Origin of the sequence: Polymorphospora sp. NPDC050346 (genome assembly GCF_040655695.1) — a bacterium.
In the GTDB taxonomy this organism is placed as follows: Bacteria; Actinomycetota; Actinomycetes; order Mycobacteriales; family Micromonosporaceae; genus Polymorphospora; species Polymorphospora lycopeni.
The window spans coordinates 146,075-164,716 of the sequence record NZ_JBFAKM010000009.1; the positions used below are offsets into that span (position 1 = coordinate 146,075).

18 protein-coding genes are annotated in these 18,642 nt (G+C 73.2%); 11 read left to right on the forward strand and 7 right to left on the reverse strand.

Annotated elements, in window-relative coordinates; all coding sequences use genetic code 11:
- Positions 1-65: 65 nt before the first annotated feature.
- Positions 66-1,379: a lysine N(6)-hydroxylase/L-ornithine N(5)-oxygenase family protein gene (locus AB0I42_RS12195; RefSeq protein WP_357536649.1), complete on the reverse strand. Its 1,314-nt coding sequence runs from the start codon at positions 1,377-1,379 to the stop codon at positions 66-68.
- Between the two features lie 141 nt (positions 1,380-1,520).
- Between AB0I42_RS12195 and AB0I42_RS12200 the strand changes: the two genes are divergently transcribed.
- Positions 1,521-2,465, forward strand: coding sequence for a methionyl-tRNA formyltransferase (locus AB0I42_RS12200; RefSeq protein WP_357536651.1), 945 nt, complete (start codon positions 1,521-1,523; stop codon positions 2,463-2,465).
- Positions 2,466-2,490: 25 nt separating this feature from the next.
- Here the strand turns inward: AB0I42_RS12200 and AB0I42_RS12205 are convergent, their stop codons facing one another.
- Positions 2,491-3,690 (reverse strand): FAD-dependent monooxygenase, encoded by a 1,200-nt coding sequence (locus AB0I42_RS12205; RefSeq protein ID WP_357536653.1) that lies wholly within the window; start codon positions 3,688-3,690, stop codon positions 2,491-2,493.
- A gap of 65 nt (positions 3,691-3,755) precedes the next feature.
- Here AB0I42_RS12205 and AB0I42_RS12210 point away from each other — a divergent pair, with 65 nt between their 5' ends.
- Positions 3,756-4,235 carry a MarR family transcriptional regulator gene (locus tag AB0I42_RS12210; protein WP_357536655.1) on the forward strand — a complete coding sequence of 160 codons (480 nt, stop codon included), beginning with the start codon at positions 3,756-3,758 and terminating at the stop codon, positions 4,233-4,235.
- Between the two features lie 61 nt (positions 4,236-4,296).
- Here the strand turns inward: AB0I42_RS12210 and AB0I42_RS12215 are convergent, their stop codons facing one another.
- Both AB0I42_RS12215 and AB0I42_RS12220 read right to left on the reverse strand, forming a co-directional pair.
- Positions 4,297-5,136, reverse strand: a complete 840-nt coding sequence (locus AB0I42_RS12215) for a siderophore-interacting protein (RefSeq protein ID WP_357536656.1) — start codon at positions 5,134-5,136, stop codon at positions 4,297-4,299.
- A 38-nt stretch (positions 5,137-5,174) separates the two neighbouring features.
- Positions 5,175-6,209 (reverse strand): iron-siderophore ABC transporter substrate-binding protein, encoded by a 1,035-nt coding sequence (locus AB0I42_RS12220; protein ID WP_357536658.1) that lies wholly within the window; start codon positions 6,207-6,209, stop codon positions 5,175-5,177.
- Between the two features lie 190 nt (positions 6,210-6,399).
- On the opposite strand from AB0I42_RS12220, the gene AB0I42_RS12225 reads away from it, so the two are divergent.
- From AB0I42_RS12225 to AB0I42_RS12245, 5 genes are all read left to right on the forward strand, one after another.
- On the forward strand, positions 6,400-7,437 hold the full coding sequence (locus tag AB0I42_RS12225) for an iron chelate uptake ABC transporter family permease subunit (protein ID WP_357536660.1): 1,038 nt from the start codon (positions 6,400-6,402) through the stop codon (positions 7,435-7,437).
- A gap of 3 nt (positions 7,438-7,440) precedes the next feature.
- Positions 7,441-8,508, forward strand: a complete 1,068-nt coding sequence (locus AB0I42_RS12230) for an iron chelate uptake ABC transporter family permease subunit (RefSeq protein WP_357536662.1) — start codon at positions 7,441-7,443, stop codon at positions 8,506-8,508.
- The gene (locus AB0I42_RS12235; protein WP_357536664.1) at positions 8,505-9,371 is read left to right on the forward strand and encodes an ABC transporter ATP-binding protein; all 867 of its coding nucleotides are present in this window, start codon (positions 8,505-8,507) and stop codon (positions 9,369-9,371) included. Before AB0I42_RS12230 ends, AB0I42_RS12235 begins: the two co-directional genes overlap by 4 nt.
- The gene (locus AB0I42_RS12240) at positions 9,368-11,074 is read left to right on the forward strand and encodes an ABC transporter ATP-binding protein (protein WP_357536666.1); all 1,707 of its coding nucleotides are present in this window, start codon (positions 9,368-9,370) and stop codon (positions 11,072-11,074) included. The genes AB0I42_RS12235 and AB0I42_RS12240 overlap by 4 nt, the downstream gene beginning before the upstream one ends.
- Before the next feature lie 76 nt (positions 11,075-11,150).
- Complete coding sequence (locus tag AB0I42_RS12245; protein WP_357536668.1) at positions 11,151-12,956, forward strand: ABC transporter ATP-binding protein; 1,806 nt, start codon at positions 11,151-11,153, stop codon at positions 12,954-12,956.
- 7 nt (positions 12,957-12,963) lie between these two features.
- On the opposite strand, the gene AB0I42_RS12250 is transcribed toward AB0I42_RS12245, so the two are convergent.
- Entirely contained in the window at positions 12,964-13,461 is a 498-nt protein-coding gene (locus AB0I42_RS12250) for a MarR family winged helix-turn-helix transcriptional regulator (protein ID WP_357536669.1), read from the reverse strand.
- A gap of 68 nt (positions 13,462-13,529) precedes the next feature.
- Between AB0I42_RS12250 and AB0I42_RS12255 the strand changes: the two genes are divergently transcribed.
- On the forward strand, positions 13,530-13,763 hold the full coding sequence (locus AB0I42_RS12255; protein WP_357536671.1) for a hypothetical protein: 234 nt from the start codon (positions 13,530-13,532) through the stop codon (positions 13,761-13,763).
- 22 nt (positions 13,764-13,785) lie between these two features.
- Here the strand turns inward: AB0I42_RS12255 and AB0I42_RS12260 are convergent, their stop codons facing one another.
- Positions 13,786-14,817 (reverse strand): questin oxidase family protein, encoded by a 1,032-nt coding sequence (locus AB0I42_RS12260; RefSeq protein ID WP_357536672.1) that lies wholly within the window; start codon positions 14,815-14,817, stop codon positions 13,786-13,788.
- Positions 14,818-15,004: 187 nt separating this feature from the next.
- Here AB0I42_RS12260 and AB0I42_RS12265 point away from each other — a divergent pair, with 187 nt between their 5' ends.
- The 3 genes from AB0I42_RS12265 (at position 15,005) to AB0I42_RS12275 (ending at position 17,073) form a co-directional block, all read left to right on the forward strand.
- Positions 15,005-15,814: a thioredoxin domain-containing protein gene (locus AB0I42_RS12265; protein WP_357536674.1), complete on the forward strand. Its 810-nt coding sequence runs from the start codon at positions 15,005-15,007 to the stop codon at positions 15,812-15,814.
- A 107-nt stretch (positions 15,815-15,921) separates the two neighbouring features.
- Positions 15,922-16,506 (forward strand): vitamin K epoxide reductase family protein, encoded by a 585-nt coding sequence (locus AB0I42_RS12270; protein WP_357536810.1) that lies wholly within the window; start codon positions 15,922-15,924, stop codon positions 16,504-16,506.
- Positions 16,507-16,548: 42 nt separating this feature from the next.
- Positions 16,549-17,073, forward strand: coding sequence for a hypothetical protein (locus tag AB0I42_RS12275; protein WP_357536675.1), 525 nt, complete (start codon positions 16,549-16,551; stop codon positions 17,071-17,073).
- A gap of 42 nt (positions 17,074-17,115) precedes the next feature.
- On the opposite strand, the gene AB0I42_RS12280 is transcribed toward AB0I42_RS12275, so the two are convergent.
- Complete coding sequence (locus tag AB0I42_RS12280; RefSeq protein WP_357536677.1) at positions 17,116-18,633, reverse strand: aldehyde dehydrogenase (NADP(+)); 1,518 nt, start codon at positions 18,631-18,633, stop codon at positions 17,116-17,118.
- Between the last annotated feature and the right edge of the window lie 9 nt (positions 18,634-18,642).

Here is an 18,642-nt window from a genome sequence, read left to right on the forward strand (position 1 = left end):
ATCACACCTTTCCGGCGGAAGGCACGCGGGGCCGACCGGCCCCGGGACGGAAACGCGCCGAGCGGTCAGACGCGGGCGGCGGCGGGAGTCTGGACGGCGCGGCGGGCGGCGATCGACGTGACGATCTCGGCGGCCCGGATCGCACCGTTGGACAGCAGCGACGAGCTGATCCCGTGGCTGTGTTCGGTGCCGCCCTGGAGGTAGACGCCGCAGCGCAGGGTGTCGCGGGTGGCCACCCGGTAGTCGCGGTGCACCCGGAGCCGGCCGTGGCCGTCGCGTTCGCAGTGGTCGCCGAGTTCGCCGAGCAGCATCGTCGGGTCGACCGGGTCGTAGCCGGTGGCGCAGACCAGGATGTCGGCGTCGAGCGTGCGGCGTTCGCCGGTGGTCAGGGTTTCGACGACCACCCGTACGCCGGCGTCGTGCACGGTTGCGGCGGCCAGCCGGGTGACGTTGAGCATGTGCAGCCGCCTGCGGCCGAGCACCTGTTCCTGGTAGCTGCGGCGGTACAGCTCGGCGATGAGGTCGCCGTCGACCACCGCGTAGTTGGTGTTGCCGTGGTAGCCCATGAGCTGGTTCTTGACCTCGGCGGGGGCGTCGTAGAAGTCGTCGACGGCGGCCGGGTCGAAGATGCGGTTGGCGAACGAGCTGTCGTCGGCGGGGGTGTATCCGTAGCGGGCGAAGACCGCGTAGACCTCGGCGTCGGTGAACTGCTCGTGCAGCCGGGCGGTGACCTCGGCGGCACTCTGGCCGGCGCCGACGACGACGAACCGGGCCGGGGTGGCGCCGGTGAGCCGGCCAAGGTTGTGCAGCAGCTCGCCGCTGTGCCAGATCCGGTCGCCGGCGACGACGCCGCCGGGCAGGCGGGGGCGCAGACCGGTGGCGAAGACGAGGTTGCGGGCCCGGTAGACGGTGGTGCCGGCGCCGGTGTCGACCAGCACGTCGACCAGGTCGACGCCGCCGTCGGCGTCGGTTCCGGCCGGGCGTACGGCGATCACCTCGTGGCCGTAGCGGACCGAGTCGTCGACCTGGGCGGCGGCCCATTCGAGGTAGTCGTGGTATTCGACCCGCAGCGGGTTGAGCGTCTTGTGGTTGATGAAGTCGACCAGGCGGCCCTTCTCCTTGAGGTAGCACAGGAAGCTGAACCGGCTGGTGGGGTCGCGCAGGGTGACCAGGTCCTTGAGGAACGAGACCTGCATGGTGGCGTCGTCCAGGAGCATGCCCCGGTGCCAGCCGAAACGCTCCTGGCGCTCGAGGAAGACCGCGGTGGGCCGGCCCGGGCCGCTCTGCTCGGTCAGCGCGATGGCCAGGGCCAGATTGGACGGTCCGAATCCCACCCCTACGACGTCGTAGACGGGCACATCGGGCGAAGAGCGCGGCATAGACCACCCCTAGATCGTTATTTAGGGTAGGCTACCCTTTGCTAGAATGCCGGTCAATGCGTCACGGGATCGACACGCAGCGCGCAGACAGGTAAGCCTTGCCTGACCCACCCACCGTCGTCAATGCCTGGAGGCGTCAAGATGCGAGTCGTCATGTTCGGTTACCAGACCTGGGGACACCGGACCCTGCAAGCGCTGCTGGACTCCGAACACGAGGTCGCGCTGGTCGTGACGCACCCGAAGAGCGACCACGCGTACGAGCAGATGTGGGACGACTCGGTCGCCGACCTGGCCCGCGACAGCGGCGTACCGGTGCTGCTGCGCCAGCGCCCCGACGACGACCTGGCCGAGGAGGTCAAGCGGGCCGACGCCGACATCATCGTGGCGACCAACTGGCGCACCTGGATCCCGCCGGCGATCTTCAACCAGCCCCGGTACGGCACCCTGAACGTGCACGACTCGCTGCTACCGGCGTACGCCGGCTTCTCGCCGCTGATCTGGGCGGTGATCAACGGCGAGCCGGAGGTCGGCGTCACCGCGCACATGATGGACGAGGAACTGGACGCCGGCGACATCGTCCTGCAACGTGCCGTACCGGTCGGGCCGACCGACACCACGACCGACCTGTTCCACCGCACGCTGGCCCTCTTCGGGCCGATCACCCTGGACGGCCTGGCGCTCATCGCGTCCGGCCGGACCGACTGGGTCAAGCAGGACCGCGGCCGGGCCAGCTTCTTCCACAAGCGGTCCATCGAGGACAGCCGGATCGACTGGACCTGGCCGGCACAGGACCTGGAGCGGCTGGTCCGGGCGCTGCCCGACCCGTACCCGAACGCCTTCACCTACCACCGCGGCGAGCGGATCCGGATCATCTCGGCGGGGATCTCCGAGGGCTGCTACGGCGGCACACCGGGCCGGATCTTCATCCGGGAGGGCGACGGCATCGTGATCGTCGCCGGTGCGGAGGCCCGTCGTGGCCGCAGCCACGGCCTGGTCGTCAAGCGGGTACGCACCGACGACGGCACCGAACTGCCGGCCACCGAGTACTTCCGCACCATGGGCGGTTACCTGACCGACCGCCCCTGACCGGACGACGCCGGCCGCCCCCGGGTCACGGCCTGCCGCCGTCCACCACCGCGTCGGCGTCGTCCCAGTCGACGCGGTAGCGGTACTGCTCCTGCCCCGCCCTGGCGCCCATCCGTAGGAAGGTGGGCAGCATCAGGTCACGGAAGACGCTGCCCGCGGCCGAGGTGACCTTCCGGTCGCCGATCCGGCGTCCCATCCGGACGATCGCCTCGGCCCGGTCCCGGCGCCGCGCCACGAAGTCGTCGAACGCCGCGACCGCGCTGGCCCGGTCCCGCAGGCACCGGGCCAGTACGGCGGCGTCCTCGACGGCGAGACTGGCCCCCTGGCCACTGGACGGGCTGGTGGCGTGCGCGGCGTCGCCGATCAGGCAGATCCTGGACGTGTGCCAGGTCGCGAGCGACCGTAGGTCGTAGATCGGCCACGCGCCGAGCGAACTCTCCGCGGCGGCCAGGATCGCCGGCACCGGGTCGGGGTCGCCGTCGTGCAGCGCCCGGATGTCGGCCATCCACCGGGCCTGGTCCAGCCGGTCCAGTTCGCCGCGCCGGGGTTCCCGCCGGTGCGGGACGTTGGTGAACCAGTAGACGAGCCCGCCGTGGGCCGAGTAGCCGAAGAACGCCCGCCGGCCGAAGATCATCTGCTGGCGGGCGGTGTCGGGCAGCGGCATGGCCGTCCAGCCGCCGCAGTCGACGATCCCGGTGTACGCCGGGGTCGGCGCGTCGGGCCAGGTGAGTCGCCGTACGGTCGACCACACCCCGTCGGCGCCGATCACGATGTCGGCGTCGACGGCACGACCGCCGGCGAAGACCGCCCGCACCCCGTCGGTGTGCTCGACGAGACGCTCCAGCCTGGCGTCGAAGGTGTACGGGACGCCGGCCGCCCGGGCCCGCTCGGCGAGGGCTGCCTGCAACCGCGCCCGGCGCAGGACGACGCCACGCGCGCCGTACCGCTCCTGGTCGGCCTCGCCGGGCAGCTCGCCGATCCGCCGGCCGCGCGAGTTGCGGAAGTCGATCCCGGACAGTTCGAAGCCGCCGGCCGCCGCCGGTACGTCGCCGAGGCCGAGCGTGCGCAGGGCGTTGACGCCGTTGGGGGCGAGGGTGAGGAAGGCGCCGCCGCTGTCCTCGACGTCCGGACGGGCCTCGGCGACCTCGCTGGCTAGCCCGGCCTTGTGCAGTGCCAGGGCGAGTGCCGACCCGGCGATGCCGCCACCGATGATGAGAGTCTTCATGGGTCACGTCCAGAGAAGAGAAGATAGTTCGTTCGTCCGAACGATTGAAAGGTAGCAGCGGTCTCATGGCGTCGTCAACGGAACGGGACGCGGACCGGGCGGCCGCCGAGACGGCGGTCGCCGACTCCGGCCGCCTGCTGAGCACGGCGATGATCCTGTTCCACACCAGCCTGTCGAAGAAGGTCGGCCTGGGGCCGACCGACGAGAAGGTGCTCGAACTCGTCCAGCGGCATCGCAACGTGTCCCCACGGCAGCTCGCCGAACTGACCGGACTGGCCAAGAACTCGATCACCGACGTACTCGACCGGCTGGCCCGGCGCGGCTTCGTGACGCGGCAGCCCGACCCGGCCGACGGCCGCAAGGTGATCGTCGTGGCGGCCGACGAGGGCATCGCCCGGATCGCGACGCACTTCGCCGGCCTGATGGGGCGACTCGCCGACCTCAACGCCGCGTTCTCCCCCGAGGAGCTGCGGGTGGTCGCGGAATACCAGCGCCGGGCGGCCGAGATCCAGGAGGACGAGGCCCGGCGGCTGGCCGCCGACTGAGCCGTGCGCTCCGCGCACGTCCGGCCCGGACCGGACGGGCCCGGTGCCGGCCGGCCCGGCGTCAGTTCGGCTGGGCCCGGCCCCGACGCCAGTAGCCCATGAACGCCACCGCCCGCCGGTCGACACCGCACTCGCCCACCAGGAACCGGCGCAGCGCCACCACGGTGCCGGCCTCGCCGGCGAGCCAGGCGTAACCGCCGTCGACCCGGCGTTCGTCGTCGGGTTCCGGCACCTGCCACGGGTCCTCGTCCCCGTCGGCGGGTACGGCGGCCGGCGCACCGCCGGCGGCCGGCAGCGCCAGGCCGGGGGCCAGCTCGCGGACCACCCGCTCCAGCCGCTCGCCCCGGCTGCCGACCAGCCACACCAGGTCGACGTCGGGCGACACGTCCAGCTCGACGACGTCGGCCGGCTCGGGCACCTCCAGCACCACGGTCGTGGTGGTGCCGGGCGGGATCGACTCCGCGATCGCCGCCGCGGCCGGCAGCGCGGCGGCGTCGGCGGCGAGCAGCAGGCGGGCGGCCAGCGGCGGGGGCGCCCAGGCGACGTCGGTCGCCGGGGGCCCGACCACCGGCCCGATGACGGTCAGCGGATCACCGGTCCGGGCGGTGGTGGCGAACCTGGTGGCGGGGCCGGTGTCGCCGTGCACGACGAAGTCGATGTCCAGCTCGCGGTCCGCCGGCCGGAAGGACCGCACCGTGTACGTCCGCAGCGGCGCCCGGCGCCCGGTCGGCGTGTCCCGCCACCGCCCGAACCAGTCCGGCTCGCCGACGTAGCCGAGGTGTTCCGCCTCGTCGGTCAGGAAGAGCAGGTTGATCCGCTGGTCGAAGCCGTGGCCGGCGAAGTCCGCGAGGGATTCGCCGGCCAGGGTGACCCGGGTGAACGTCGGGCTGAGCCGCCGCACCCGGGTCACCCTGGTCAGAAAGGTCTGGTACGACGCCACTACGAGCCGGTCTTGGTCAGCGACGGCAGCAGTTGGTCGATCGCGTACGGCACGCTGAGCACCGTGACGAACGACAGGGCCGCACCGATCGGCGGCTCCATGTACGGCACGAACACGGCCTTGCCGCCGGTCACGACCTTGAGCGTGGCGAAGACCGGGTCGGCGCGGACCCGGGGCTCGACCGACTCGTCGGTGGCGAGCAGCAGCAGCCGGTCGACGTCGAGGATGTCCAGCCGCTCGGAGCTGACCACCGCGGCGGTGTCCTGGCCGGCGGCCTGCTCGACCTGGTCGGAGAGCTTGAAGCCCATCTCGGCGAGCAGTTGCGCCTTCGGGTCGGACTTGGCGAAGGCGGCGTACATGCCGGGCTCGCTGGGGTCGGCGACCACGATGGTCTGCTGGGCGAACTCCGGGTGCTGCTGGCGGATGTCCGCGAACCGCTTGTCGATGTCGCCGAGCAACTGCTCGACCTGCTCGGTCTTGCCGAGGGCCTGCCCGATGGTCCGGGTCATCTCGTCCCACGGGGTCGAGTAGTCCTCGTACTTCGCCGACTGGGCGACGACCGGGGCGACCTTGGACAGGGTGTCGTACTGCTCCTTCTTCATGCCCGAGTACTGGGCGATGATCAGGTCGGGAGCCAGTTCGATGATCTTCTCGACGTCGTACTCGTCGCGCTCGCCGACGATCTCCGGTTGGGTGCCGCCCCACCGGTCCTTCACCCAGGCCCAGTTGCCGAACGGGCGCTCGCCGAACCAGTCGACCGCGCCGACCGGCTTGATGCCCAGCGCCAGCACGGTGTCCTGGTCGCTGAGGCCGAGGGTCACCACCCGGGTCGGTGCGGCGGGAATCGAGGTGGAGCCGTATTTGTGGTCGATCACCACCGGCCAGGCGCCGTCTCCGGCGGGTGCCGGGGCGCCGTCGGGGTCGGCGGTGTCCCCGCCGCAGGCGGCCAGTACGCCGACCAGCGCGACGGCGATCGCCGACCGGGCCAGCCGGCCCGACCGCCGACCAGTGCCGATCTCGTATGAGCTGTTCATCGGTCCGCTTTCCGAAGCATGGGGAATCGAAAGTCGACAGCACTGTCCGATCGAGGCGTTCGGGACAGCCGAATCGACACCGACAACGCTAAGGGTCGGCTAACCTAACCTCAAGCCGTAAGATGCTCTCACCCACGAGCCGCTCCCGCAAGGAGCACGCCGCACCGCCCCACCCGCCAGAGAGGCCCGCGTGACCGCCACCCCGCTCTTCGCGCCCGTACGGCGGACCGCCGGCATCCGCCTGCTCGGGTTGGCCGCCGGGCTGGCCCTGCTGGCCGTGGTGTGCCTGCTCTCGATCGCGTTCGGAACGCGACAGCTCCCCATCGGACAGGTCATCGACTCCTTTGTGGACCCTGGTCGGGTGCCCGCCGACGTGCTCGCCATCGTGCGCGGCGTACGCATCCCGCGTACCGCCCTGGGGTTGCTGGCCGGCGCCTCGATCGGACTGGCCGGCGCGGTGATGCAGGGCCTGACCCGCAACCCGCTGGCCGACCCGGGCCTGCTCGGGGTCAGCGCCGGAGCCGCGTTCGGCATCGTCGTCGCGATGGCGCTGCTGAACGTCACCGGCGTCTACGGCTACATCTGGTTCGCCCTCACCGGGGCGCTGCTGGCCAGCGCCGTCGTGTATGTGCTCGGCGGCCTCGGCCGGGGCGGCGCCACCCCGGTCAAGCTCGCCCTGGCCGGCGTCGGCGTGACCCTGCTGATCGGATCGCTGACCAGCGCCATCGTGCTCTCCAGCCCGCTGGCCCTGGACCGCTTCCGGTTCTGGACCGCCGGTTCGATCGCCGGCCAGGACGCCGGCGTGGTGCTGCGCATCCTGCCGTTCCTGGCCGCCGGCGTCGTCCTCGCGCTCGGCACCGCGCCGGCCCTGAACAGCCTCGCCCTCGGCGACCAGGTCGCCAAGGCACTCGGCCAGCGGATCGGCTGGATCCGGTTGCAGGGCGCGCTCGCCGTCACCCTGCTGGCCGCCGGCGCCGTCGCCGTCACCGGCCCGATCGTCTTCGTCGGCCTCGTCGTCCCGCACCTGGTCCGGATGGTCACCGGCCCGGACTACCGCTGGCTGCTGCCGTACACGATCGTCTACTCCCCCGTCCTGCTGCTCGCCGCCGACGTCGCCGGCCGGATCGTGGCCCGCCCCGGCGAAATCCAGGTCGGCGTCATCGTCGCCTTCATCGGCGGCCCCTTCTTCATCGCGCTGGTCCGCCGGCGCCGACTCGCGGAGCTGTAGCCGGTGGCCTTCCTGGAAACCTCGACCGCCGCCGGCCGGACCACGTTCCGGTTGGCCCGGCCGGCCGTCTCCGGCGTGCTCGCACTGCGCCCGATCGCGGTCGGCACCCTGCTCGCCGCCGTCACCTTCGCGGCGTTCTGCGTCAGCGTCGCGGACGGCCGGATCCAGATCCCGCTCACCGACGTGGTTCCCGCCCTCTTCGGCCACGGCGACCCGGGCACGCTGCTCGTCGTACGGGAGTTGCGGCTGCCCCGCGCCCTGACCGGACTGCTGGTCGGCGCCGCGTTCGGGCTGTCCGGGGCGGTGTTCCAGGCGATGACCGGCAACCCGCTGGCCAGCCCCGACATGATCGGGGTGATCGCCGGGGCGCAGACCGCCGTCGTCGCCGGCATCGTGCTCGGCCTCGGCGCCGGCCTCGGCACCCAGACACTCGGCGTGGTCGGCGCGCTGATCGCCGCACTCGTCGTGTACCTGCTCGCCTGGGGACGGGGCACCACCGGATACCGGCTCGTGCTGGTCGGCGTCGGGGTCGCCTGGATGTGCACCAGCGCCACCGACTACCTGGTGGCCCGGGCGATGCCGTACGAGGCCCGGGCGGCGGTCGGCTGGCTGGTCGGCAGCCTCAACGAACGCGGCTGGCACCACGTACGCCCGCTGGCCCTGGCGATGGCCGTACTCGTGCCGGCCGTCCTGCTGCTCGGCCGCTGGCTGGGCACCCTGCACCTGGGCGACCCGGTCGCGACCGCCCTGGGCACCCCGGTCGGCTACGCCCGGATCGCGCTGCTGGTGACCGGCGTCGGGCTGGCCGCCTTCGGCACCGCCGCCGCCGGCCCGATCCTGTTCGTGGCACTGGTCTCGCCCCAGATCGCCCAACGGCTGGCCGGCCGGGCCACCCCGCCGCCGCTGATCTCCGCCGTCACCGGCGCCCTCATCGTGCTGGCCGGTGACCTGGTCAGCCGGATCGTGCTGGCCGACGCGCGCCTGCCGATCGGGGTGGTGACCGGGGTGCTCGGCGCTCCCGTCCTGCTCTGGCTCCTCGTCCGCGCCAACCGCACCGGTTCTGGAGGATGACCGTGAAACGTGACCTGTCCGGCACGCCCGAACCCGACCTGCCGCACCCGCCGGAGCTGCACGCCACCGGACTGCGGCTGGGCTACGACGGCACGATCGTCGTCGACGGGCTCGACCTCGCCGTCCCGGCCGGCCGGATCACCGTGATCATCGGCGGCAACGCGTGCGGCAAGTCGACCCTGCTCCAGTCGCTGGCCCGGCTGCTCACCCCGCGCGGCGGGGCGGTGCACCTCGACGGCCGGTCGATCCACGGCATGCCGACCCGGCAGGTGGCCCGCCGGATCGGCATCCTGCCGCAGTCGCCGGTCGCGCCCGCCGGGCTCACCGTGATCGACCTGGTGACCCGCGGCCGGTCGCCGTACCAGACGTGGTGGCGGCAGTGGTCGGTCGAGGACGAGCGGGCGGTCACCGGAGCGCTCACCGCCACCGGGATGCTCGAACACGCCAACCGGCCGATCGACGCGCTCTCCGGCGGGCAGCGACAGCGGGCCTGGATCGCCATGGCGATCGCGCAGGGCACCCCGGTGCTGCTGCTCGACGAGCCGACCACCTATCTCGACCTGGCGCACCAGATCGACGTACTCGATCTGGTGGTCGACCTCAACCGCCGCGACGGCCGGACCGTCGTGATGGTGCTGCACGACATCAACCAGGCCGCCCGCTACGCCGACCATCTGATCGCGATGAAGGCCGGCCGGATCGTCCGGCAGGGACACCCGGCCGAGGTGGTCACCGCGGAACTGATCGAGGAGGTCTTCGACCTGGACTGCCAGGTCGGCGTCTGCCCGGTCAGCGACGCCCCGATGATCATCCCGATGGGGCGGCACCACGGGGCCCGTACACCCAACCTGGCGGTCCGGTGACCGTCGCGACCGCCGCCGGGCCGGTCACCGGCGGCCGGGTGCTGCGCCGCGCGGTCGCCGGCCAGACCAGGTACGTCGTTCCCGCCGGCCTGCTCGCCACCGGTCACCAGGCCGGCGAGGCGCTGGTGCCGGTCCTGATCGGCGTCGTCGTTGACGAGGCGGTCTCCACCGGTTCGACCGGTGCGCTGTTCGGCTGGCTCGGCGTGCTCGGCGCGGTCTTCCTCGGGCTTTCGACGAGCTACCGGTTCGCCGCCCGGGCCGGCGAACGCGCCGCCGAGCAGGCCGCCCACGAGATCCGCCGGGAGTTGACCGGCCGCGTCCTCGCCCCGTACGGCGGTGCCGAGACCGGGCAGTTGCCCGGCGCGCTGGTCAGCGTCGCCACCAGTGACGCGGGCCGGGTCGGCGCGGTCAACATGGCCGTCACCGCCGGCATCGCCGCCCTGGCCGCGCTGGTGACCACCGTCGTGGCGCTGCTGACCATGTCGGTGCCGCTCGGTCTGCTGATCCTGCTCGGCGCCCCGCCGGTGCTGGTCGCCGCCCACCTGCTCGGCCGGCCGTTGCAGAAGCGCAGCGCGGTCGAGCAGGAGAACGCGGCCCTGGCCTCCGGTGTCGCCGCCGACCTCGTGGCCGGCCTGCGGGTACTCAAGGGGATCGGTGCCGAACCGGCGGCCCTGGCCCGCTACCGGGTGATCAACCAGCGGTCGCTGGCCGCCACCCTGCGGGCCGCGAACGCCCAGGGCTGGCACGACGGCGCCCTGCTCGGCATCACCGGCGTGTTCATCGCGGCCGTCGCGCTGGTCGGCGCGCGGCTGGCCAGCCAGGGCGCGATCAGCGTCGGCGACCTGGTCGCCGCCGTCGGGCTGGCGCTCTTCCTGTTCAACCCGCTGTCGGTGGTCGCCTGGGTCAACGGGCAGCTGGCGCTGGCCCGGGCCTCGGCGGCCCGGGTGGCGGCCGTCCTGGCGGCGCCACCCGCGGTCCCGGCCGGTCCTGCCGCACCGGACACCCCGGTCCGTGGCGAGCTGCGGTTCGACGGTGTGGAGCACGGGCCGCTGCGGATCGGTGACCTGCGGGTCGCGCCGGGCGAACTGCTCGGCGTGGTGACCGCCGACCCTGCGGCGGCCAGCCTGCTGGTGCGCTGCCTGGCCCGGGAGACCGATCCCCTACAAGGGACGATCACATTGGACGGTGTCGCCCTGGCCGGACTCGAACCGGACCGGGTCCGGGCGGTGGTCGTCACCGCCGCGCACGACGCGGTGCTCTTCGACGGCACCGTACGCGACAACGTCACCGCGGTCGGCGGCCCGACCGCCCCGGTCGACGCCGTGCTCGCCGCCACCCGCGTCGACGAGGTGGCCCGGGGGTTGCCGGCCGGGCTGGACACCGCCGTCGGGGAACGCGGCCGGTCGCTCTCCGGTGGCCAGCGGCAGCGGGTCGCCCTGGCCCGGGCCCTGGCCGCCGACCCGCCGGTGCTGGTCGTGCACGACCCGACCACCGCCGTGGACGCCGCGACCGAGAGCCACATCGCCGCCCACCTGCGCCGGCTGCGCGCCGGCCGGACGACGGTCGTCGTGACGACCAGCCCCACCCTGCTCGCCGTCACCGACCGGGTGGTGCTCCTCGACGCCGAGGGAGGCACCGTATCGGGCCGGCACGGGGAACTTGTCGCCACCGACAAGCGGTATGCCACGACGGTCCTGGCCTGACCGGCCACCGTCCGGAACCGCCGTCCTGACCACCGTTGTCCCCACCACCGCTGTCCGACCACCGACGGGAGGCACGATGCCGAACGTACTGCCCATCGCCAGCCGGGCGCAGGCCGTCGCGGCGGTACGCCGGCTGCTGAAGCCCCGCCGGGCACTGGCCGCCGGCTCGCTGGCCGTACTCACCGCCGCGACCGCCGTCGGGCTGCTGACCCCGCCGATCCTGGGCCACCTCGTCGACCTGGTCACCCGGGGCCGGCCGGTCGACGCCCTCACCCTGCCGGCGGTGCTGCTCGTCGTGGTGGCCGTGGTGCAGGGGGTCAGCACCGCGATCGGCATCGGGATGCTCGCCCGGCTCGGCGAGGGCATGCTCGCCGAGCTGCGCGAACGGTTCGTCGAACGGGCTTTGGCACTGCCGCTGAACCGGGTGGAACAGGCCGGGTCGGGCGACCTGACGTCGCGGGTCACCGGCGACGTCGAGGTGATCGCCGAAGCGGTCCGGGCGGCCCTTCCCGAACTGGTGCGTTCGGTGCTGACCATCGGGCTGACCCTGGTCAGCCTCGCTGTACTGGACTACCGCTTCTTCGTCGCCGCCCTGCTCGCCGCCCCGATCCAGGCGCTGACCGTCCGGTGGTACCTGCGGCACAGCGGCCCCCTGTACGCCGCCCACCGCCTGGCGGTCGGCGCCCAGCAGCAGCAACTGCTGGAGACCGTCGGCGGGGCCGCGACCGTACGGGCGCTGCGGCTCGGTGACCAGCACGTCGACCGGGTCACCCGGCGCTCGTGGTCGGCGGTGGACCTGGCGCTGCGGGCGATCCGCCTGATCACCCGGTTCTACGGGCGGCTCAACCTGGCCGAGTACGTCGGGCTGGCCGCCGTACTCGTGGCGGGGTTCCTGCTGGTCCGCTCCGGTGAGGTCTCGATCGGCACGGCGACCGCCGCGGCGCTGTACTTCCACAACCTCTTCGGTCCGGTCAACGCCGCCCTGCGGCTGGTCGACGACGCGCAGGTGGCGGCGGCCAGCCTGACCCGGCTGGTCGGGGTGGCGGAGCTGCCGTCGCCCGCGGACGGACCGGCCCGGCCCGCCCCGGTCGACGGTTCCCTGAAGATCGCCGAGGTCGGGTACGCCTACCAGGCCGGCCACCCGGTGATCAGGGGCGTGACGCTGGAGATCAGCCCCGGGCAGCGGGTGGCGCTGGTCGGGGCGAGCGGCGCCGGCAAGACCACGCTGGCGCAGCTCGTCGCCGGCATCCACCAACCGGACCACGGCACGATCATGCTCGGCGGGCTCGACCTGGCCGGGCTGAGCGCGGCGGAGCGCCGCCGTACGGTCGCCGTGGTCACCCAGGAGGTGCACGTGTTCGCCGGCCCGCTCGCCGACGACCTGCGGCTGTCCAAGGTAGACGCTACGGACGACGAGCTGCGGGCGGCGCTCGCCGGGGTCGGTGCCCTGGACTGGGCGCTGGCCCTGCCCGACGGGCTGGACACCGTGGTCGGCGACGGCGGCCACCAGCTCTCGGTGACGCAGGCCCAGCAGCTCGCGCTGGCCCGGCTGGTGCTCGCCGACCCGAAGGTGGTGGTCCTCGACGAGGCGACCGCCGACGCCGGCAGCGCGGGCGCGAAGGTGCTGGAGCGGGCCGCCGACCGGGCGCTGGCCGGCCGTACGGCGCTGGTGGTCGCGCACCGTCTCACCCAGGCCGCAGCGGCGGACCGGATCGTGGTCCTCGACGCCGGCCGGATCGTCGAGACCGGCACCCACGACGAGCTGACCGCGCTACCCGACGGCCGCTACGCCACCCTGTGGCAGGCCTGGTCCGGCTCCCGCTCTCGCCCCGCTGATCAAGGAGAAGTCGTGGCCGGAGACCGGCGAAACACCCACGACTAGTCCTTGATCAGCGCGACGGGCGAGGCGCGGCGGGCGCGGTGGGCGAGGCGGGTGGGGCGGGGTGGGCGGCGGCTATGACGCGGGTCAGGGCCTCGTGCAGGCTCTGCAGCTCGGCCAGGGGCAGGCCGAGCCGTTCGACGACCGCCGGCGGGATGCGCTCCGCCTGCGCGCGCAGGTCGCGACCGGTGGTGGTCAGCGTCACCGCCAGGCTGCGCTCGTCGCGGGGGTCACGCTCGCGGCGTACGTAGCCGATCGCCTCCAGGCGCTTGAGCAGGGGTGACAGCGTGCCGGGGTCCAACTGGAGCAGCCCGCTGAGGTCCTTGACGGACAGTGGCGCGTATTGCCACAGGGCGAGCATGACCAGGTATTGCGGGTGGGTCAGGCCCATCGGCTCCAGCAGCGGGCGGTAGACGGCCACCACGCCCCGGGCGGCGACGGACAGCGCGAAACACACCTGCCGCTCCAGGGCGAGCAGGTCGTCCTGGTCACTGACAGGCTCGGCCACGGCTGCTAGCGTATCAACAGTTTTTGCACCAATCATTGGTGCCACAATCGAGGCGAGGAGAACGTGACATGACCGAGTCACCGGCACGGAAGCCGGAAAAGGGCGACCGGATGTTCAACTTCCTCTTCAAGATCCTCGGCCCGCCGACGGTCGACAACGCCCTCCAGGGCTGCTCGAGCCAGGCCCACGAACTGTGGAAGAAGGACCTCGAGGCACGCAAGCGCTACAGCCGGGAGCAGCGCGAGAAGAAGCGCGCCGCCGAGCAGGCCGCCCGCGACAACCGGACGTTCGACGTACGCTGACCGCCCGGCACGCGGCCGCCGGTCAGCCGGTGATGTCGTCGATCGCCCGGTCCGCGACGGCGAGCACCGCCGTCCCGCCACTTCGGCCGTGGGTGTCGATCGCGGTGTCGACGAACTTGATCGCGTGCGGGTCGCCGCCAGCGGCTGCCCGGTCGACCAGGTCATGGACCCCGGTCCCGGCCCGCGGCACCGGGGCGGGGCGGGCGTCGGCCGGCGCGTACGCGGCGGTGACGGCGGCCGTCGCGGCCCAGGCCGCGGCGAGGCTCGGCGCCCAGAGCGCGGCGGGCAGGGCCGGCAGAGTACGTAGCACCGCGTTCGGCGCGGTCGCGGCGTGCACGAGCATGACCGGTTCGGCGTACCCGTGACCGCCGAACCGGACGACCGCCGCGTCCACGACGGCGGCGAGCCGCTCCGGTACCGGCCCGGCCGGGTCGCCCGGCACCGCACCGGCGGCGGCCGGCCAGCCGGGCAGGTCGGCCAGCTGGGCGAGCCGGGCCCGGATGCCGTGGCGCTGGTCCGGCACCCGGGGTACGGCGTCGAGCGCCGATCTCGGGTCGGTCGACGGGTACCGCCCGGCGCCGGGCGCCGCCAGCGGCTGCCACCGGGCCGCCCAGTAGGCCAGCCCGTGGCCGAGTTCGGTGACGCGCGGGGCCGTCTCGGCGTCGAGCAGGGCCCGGACGGCGTGCCCGACCCGGATCACGCCGTGCGTGGCGCCGGCGGCGATGCCGGGCAGCAGGCGGGGCCACCACCGGGCGAGCACGTCGCGCCACGGTTCGCCGGCCAGTTCGCGCTCGAAGTGATCGAGCCAGTCGCCGGTGCGTACCGGGTCGCCGAGCGGGTCGCGCCACTCGTCGGCGGTGATCGGGTCGATGCCACGGGGCCGCTCTTCGAGCCGGTCGGCGTAGCCGTCGAGCCAGCGGTGGACGTCGTCACCGTGGCCGTGCCGGATCAGGCACTCGACCGCCATCGGGGCGTGGTTGGACAGCCAGCCGAAGCGTTCCGGCCCGGTGTGCCGGAGCCGGTCGTACGCCTCGTCGAGGATCGGGGTGGTCATGCGTACGACCGTCACACCTGAAGTCCGCTTCAAGTCAACCACCGGCCCGGACCAGGGCGGACGGTGCGACGAAGACCGCTTCCGGGAACCATGGGAGGGCCGCGTCCGACTACCCGCTGTGGGGGTCGCGCGACCGTGGGTCGGGCCACCCGCCATCGCTGAACGACGCCAGCCTGGAAGGCACCTGATGTCAAACAAGACCAGCCGCCGCCCGAAGCCGTCCGAGGGCACCGCCCGCCCGGCCGGCGGGCCGAAGCGTGACGGCTCCGCGAACGCCCGGAACGCGACCGCCGCCGCCCGGAGCCGCAAGGCCGGCGGCAAGGCCGCGAAGGCGATCCGCAACCAGGGCATGAGCACCAACATGAAGGTGACCCTGGCCCTGCTCGGGGTGGTACTGGTCGGGTTGGGCGCGCTGTTCGTGGTGGTCCAGCGCGGCAGTGACGACGCGCGGGCGGCCGCCGCCGAGCGGGTGGTCCGCGACGACAGTCACCGGCTGTCGGTCGCCGCCGACGGCAGGGTCACCGTCGTGGAGTTCCTCGACTTCGAGTGCCCGTCCTGCGCGGCGGTGTATCCGGCGGTCGAGCAGCTGCGCGCCGAGTACGACGGCCGGATCGACTACGTGGTGCGCAACTATCCGCTGCCGATGCACGCCAACGCGATGAACGCCGCGCTCGCCGTGGAGGCCGCCGCCAAGCAGGACGCGTTCGAGGGGATGTACCAGAAGCTGTTCGAGACGCAGCGGACCTGGGGCAACCAGTCACAGGACCAGGCCGCGACGTTCGAGGGGTACGCCCGCGAACTCGGGCTGGACGTCGACCGCTACCGCGCCGACGTGGCCGATCCGGCGACCGCGGCCCGGGTCAATACCGACCGCGAGGACGGGAGCGCGGCCGGGGTGACCGGCACGCCGACGTTCTTCGTCAACGGCGAGCGGTTCGACGGGCAGCCGACGTACGCCGGCCTCAAGGCCGCGGTCGACGCGGCGCTGGCCGAGTGAGCGCGCGTCCGGCGGTGCCGACCGCCCGCCGTACCCGTCCGTCGCCCAGGTCGACCCGGGTAGAGCCGGCGGCGGAGGGAACCGAACCGGTACGACCGGTCGGGCCGGTGCCGTTCGCGGCCCGGATCGTCGGTTGGGTGCTCGCGCTCGGTGGCGGGATCGGCGCCCTGGCCGCGTTCGTGCTCACCGTCGAGAAGATCAATCTGATCGAGGACCCGAGCTACCGGCCGACGTGCAGCATCAACCCGATCCTGTCCTGCGGTTCGGTGATGACGACGCCGCAGGCCGAGGTGTTCGGCTTCCCGAACCCGCTGGTCGGCATCGCCGGTTTCAGCGTGGTCACCACGATCGGCGTCCTGGTGCTGGCCGGTGCCCGGCTGCCGAGATGGGTCTGGCTGGGGTTGCAGGCCGGGGCGACGTTCGGCGTGGTCTTCGTGCACTGGCTGGTCTACCAGAGCCTCTACCGGATCGGCGCGCTGTGCCCGTACTGCATGGTGGTCTGGGTCGTCATGATCGCCATCTTCTGGTACGTCACGCTGCACAACCTGCACCACCGGCACCTGCCGGTACCCGGTGGTCGGGGTGTGGACGGGCTGATACGCCTGCACACCGTTGGGCTGACCGTCTGGTTCCTGGTCCTGGTCGGGCTGATCGGCGAGGCGTTCTGGACGTACTGGCGTACCCTGCTCTAGCTTTCGCACGGGCGGTGGCGCACGACGATCCCGGGGGTGCCGATGACCGCGGTGATCGCTGACGGTGCGGCGGCGCCGGACCGGCTCGAACCGGTGTGGCGGGCGGTTGCCGACGACTTCCGGCTGGTCGATCCGCAGGACGCGGATGCGGCGGCACTCTCCGGGCTGCACGACGATCTGTACGGGCTGTTCACCGGCCTCGGTGTCACCGACGTGTCGGCGCGGCTCGCCCTGCCGGCGGACTACGCCCACTTCCTGGCCCTCGCCGGCGGTTTCCGGCGGCGTAGCGACGACGTGCACGACATCGGCCTGTTCGACATCCGGTCGGTGTGGTCGTGGTCGGACTTCTCCTGCCGGCTCTTCGCCGGTGGGCGGCCGGCCGGGGCGTCGATGTGGCTGACCGTCGCGGAGTGGTCGGACCGGCACGAGTTGGCACTGTGCTGCGACCGTGCCGACCCACGGTTCGGTGCGGTCGTCGACTGCAAGGACGACCACCCGTGGCTCGGCGGACGCTCGATCGACCCGGTCGGGGCGTCGTTCACCGACTTCCTGGCGTCGCTTTCGTGAGGCGCGTCCGGCCGGCGGCCCGCGCCGCCGGCCGGGTGCGGGTCACGCCGGCAGCAGGTCCTCCGGCAGGTCCTGGTAGGCGACCGGACGCAGGAACCGGTTGATCGCCATGGTGCCGACCGAGGTGGTCCGGGCGTCCGAGGTGGCCGGGTACGGTCCACCGTGGACCATCGCCGGGCCGACCTCGACACCGGTCGGCCAGCCGTTGTAGATGATCCGGCCGGCCCGGCGCTCCAGCACCGGCAGCAGTTTCGCGGCCAGGTCGTGGTCGGCCGGGTCGGCGTGCAGGGTGGCGGTGAGCTGTCCGGCCAGGTGGCTAGCGGTCTCGACCAGTTCCTCGGGCGTGGCGCAGGAGACCAGGACCGAGGTGGCGCCGAAGACCTCCTCCTGCAACCGCGGCTCGGCCAGCAGGGTCTTGGCGTCGGTCTGGTAGACGGCGGGCACGCAGGCGTTCGGGGCGTCGCTGGCGGCGCCTCGGGCAACCAGGCTCACCGCGGGAAGGCCGGCCAGTTCGGCGTTGCCGGCCCGGTATGCCGACGCGATGCCGGCGGTCAGCATGGTCTGTGCGGCCTGCCCGCCGAGCAGCCCGGCGACCGTCTCGCGGAAGGTGTCCAGGTCCGGACCTTCGACGGCGAGGAGCAGGCCGGGGTTGGTGCAGAACTGGCCGGCGCCCATCGTGAGCGAGTTGACGTAGCCGGTGGCGGTCTCGGCCGCGGCGGCGGCGAGCTTGCCGGGCAGGAGGAACACCGGGTTGATGGCGGACATCTCGGCGTAGACCGGGATCGGGACCGGGCGGCGCTGCGCGATGGCCATCAGCGCGGTGCCGCCGGCCCGGGAGCCGGTGAAGCCGACGGCGGCGATCCGGGGGTCGGCGACGAGTTGTCCGCCGGTCTCGTTGCCGGCGCCGAAGACCAGCGAGAAGACGCCGTCGGGCATCCCGGTGGTCCGGGCGGCGTCGGCGACGCAGGCCCCGGCGAGTTCGCCGGTGCGCAGGTGGGCGAGGTGGCCCTTGACGACGACCGGGCAGCCGGCGGCCAGCGCCGACGCGGTGTCGCCGCCGGCGACCGAGAACGCCAGCGGGAAGTTCGAGGCGCCGAAGACCGCGACCGGGCCGAGCGGGATGAAGCGCGACCGCAGGTCGGGCCGGGGCAGCGGGGTCCGGTCCGGCTGGGCCGGCACGTGCCGGGGATCGCGCCAGTCCGGGTTCGCCAGCAGGTCGGCGAACATCCGGAGCTGGTTGGCGGTCCGGCCGAGTTCGGTGCGGGCCCGGCCTTCGGCGAGTCCGGTCTCGGCCTGTACGGCGGCGACGAGCTGCTCGCCGGCCGCTTCGAGGTTGTCGGCGATCTGCCGCAGGAACCCGGCGCGGGCCTGGTCCGGCAGGGACCGGTACGCGTCGAAGGCGGCGTCGGCGCGGCGGCACGCCTCGGCGACGGCGGTGCCGTCGTCCATCCCGTACGCCGGCTCCAGTTCCTCGCCGGTGGCCGGGTCGACGGGTCGCCGAACGCCCGCGGTGCCGCGGATCCGGTCGGTGCCGATGAACATCTCTCCGGTGAGCTGCATGGTCGCCTC

Excerpts from the sequence above, each read along its gene's own strand:
- AB0I42_RS12265 (WP_357536674.1), top strand. The coding sequence starts at position 15,005 with ATGTCAAACAAGACCAGCCGCCGCCCGAAGCCGTCCGAGGGCACCGCC.
- AB0I42_RS12210 (WP_357536655.1), top strand. The coding sequence starts at position 3,756 with ATGGCGTCGTCAACGGAACGGGACGCGGACCGGGCGGCCGCCGAGACG.
- AB0I42_RS12245 (WP_357536668.1), top strand. The coding sequence starts at position 11,151 with ATGCCGAACGTACTGCCCATCGCCAGCCGGGCGCAGGCCGTCGCGGCG.
- AB0I42_RS12260 (WP_357536672.1), bottom strand. The coding sequence starts at position 14,817 with ATGACCACCCCGATCCTCGACGAGGCGTACGACCGGCTCCGGCACACC.
- AB0I42_RS12280 (WP_357536677.1), bottom strand. The coding sequence starts at position 18,633 with ATGCAGCTCACCGGAGAGATGTTCATCGGCACCGACCGGATCCGCGGC.
- AB0I42_RS12255 (WP_357536671.1), top strand. The coding sequence starts at position 13,530 with ATGACCGAGTCACCGGCACGGAAGCCGGAAAAGGGCGACCGGATGTTC.
- AB0I42_RS12200 (WP_357536651.1), top strand. The coding sequence starts at position 1,521 with ATGCGAGTCGTCATGTTCGGTTACCAGACCTGGGGACACCGGACCCTG.
- AB0I42_RS12205 (WP_357536653.1), bottom strand. The coding sequence starts at position 3,690 with ATGAAGACTCTCATCATCGGTGGCGGCATCGCCGGGTCGGCACTCGCC.
- AB0I42_RS12235 (WP_357536664.1), top strand. The coding sequence starts at position 8,505 with ATGACCGTGAAACGTGACCTGTCCGGCACGCCCGAACCCGACCTGCCG.
- AB0I42_RS12220 (WP_357536658.1), bottom strand. The coding sequence starts at position 6,209 with ATGAACAGCTCATACGAGATCGGCACTGGTCGGCGGTCGGGCCGGCTG.
- AB0I42_RS12275 (WP_357536675.1), top strand. The coding sequence starts at position 16,549 with ATGACCGCGGTGATCGCTGACGGTGCGGCGGCGCCGGACCGGCTCGAA.
- AB0I42_RS12195 (WP_357536649.1), bottom strand. The coding sequence starts at position 1,379 with ATGCCGCGCTCTTCGCCCGATGTGCCCGTCTACGACGTCGTAGGGGTG.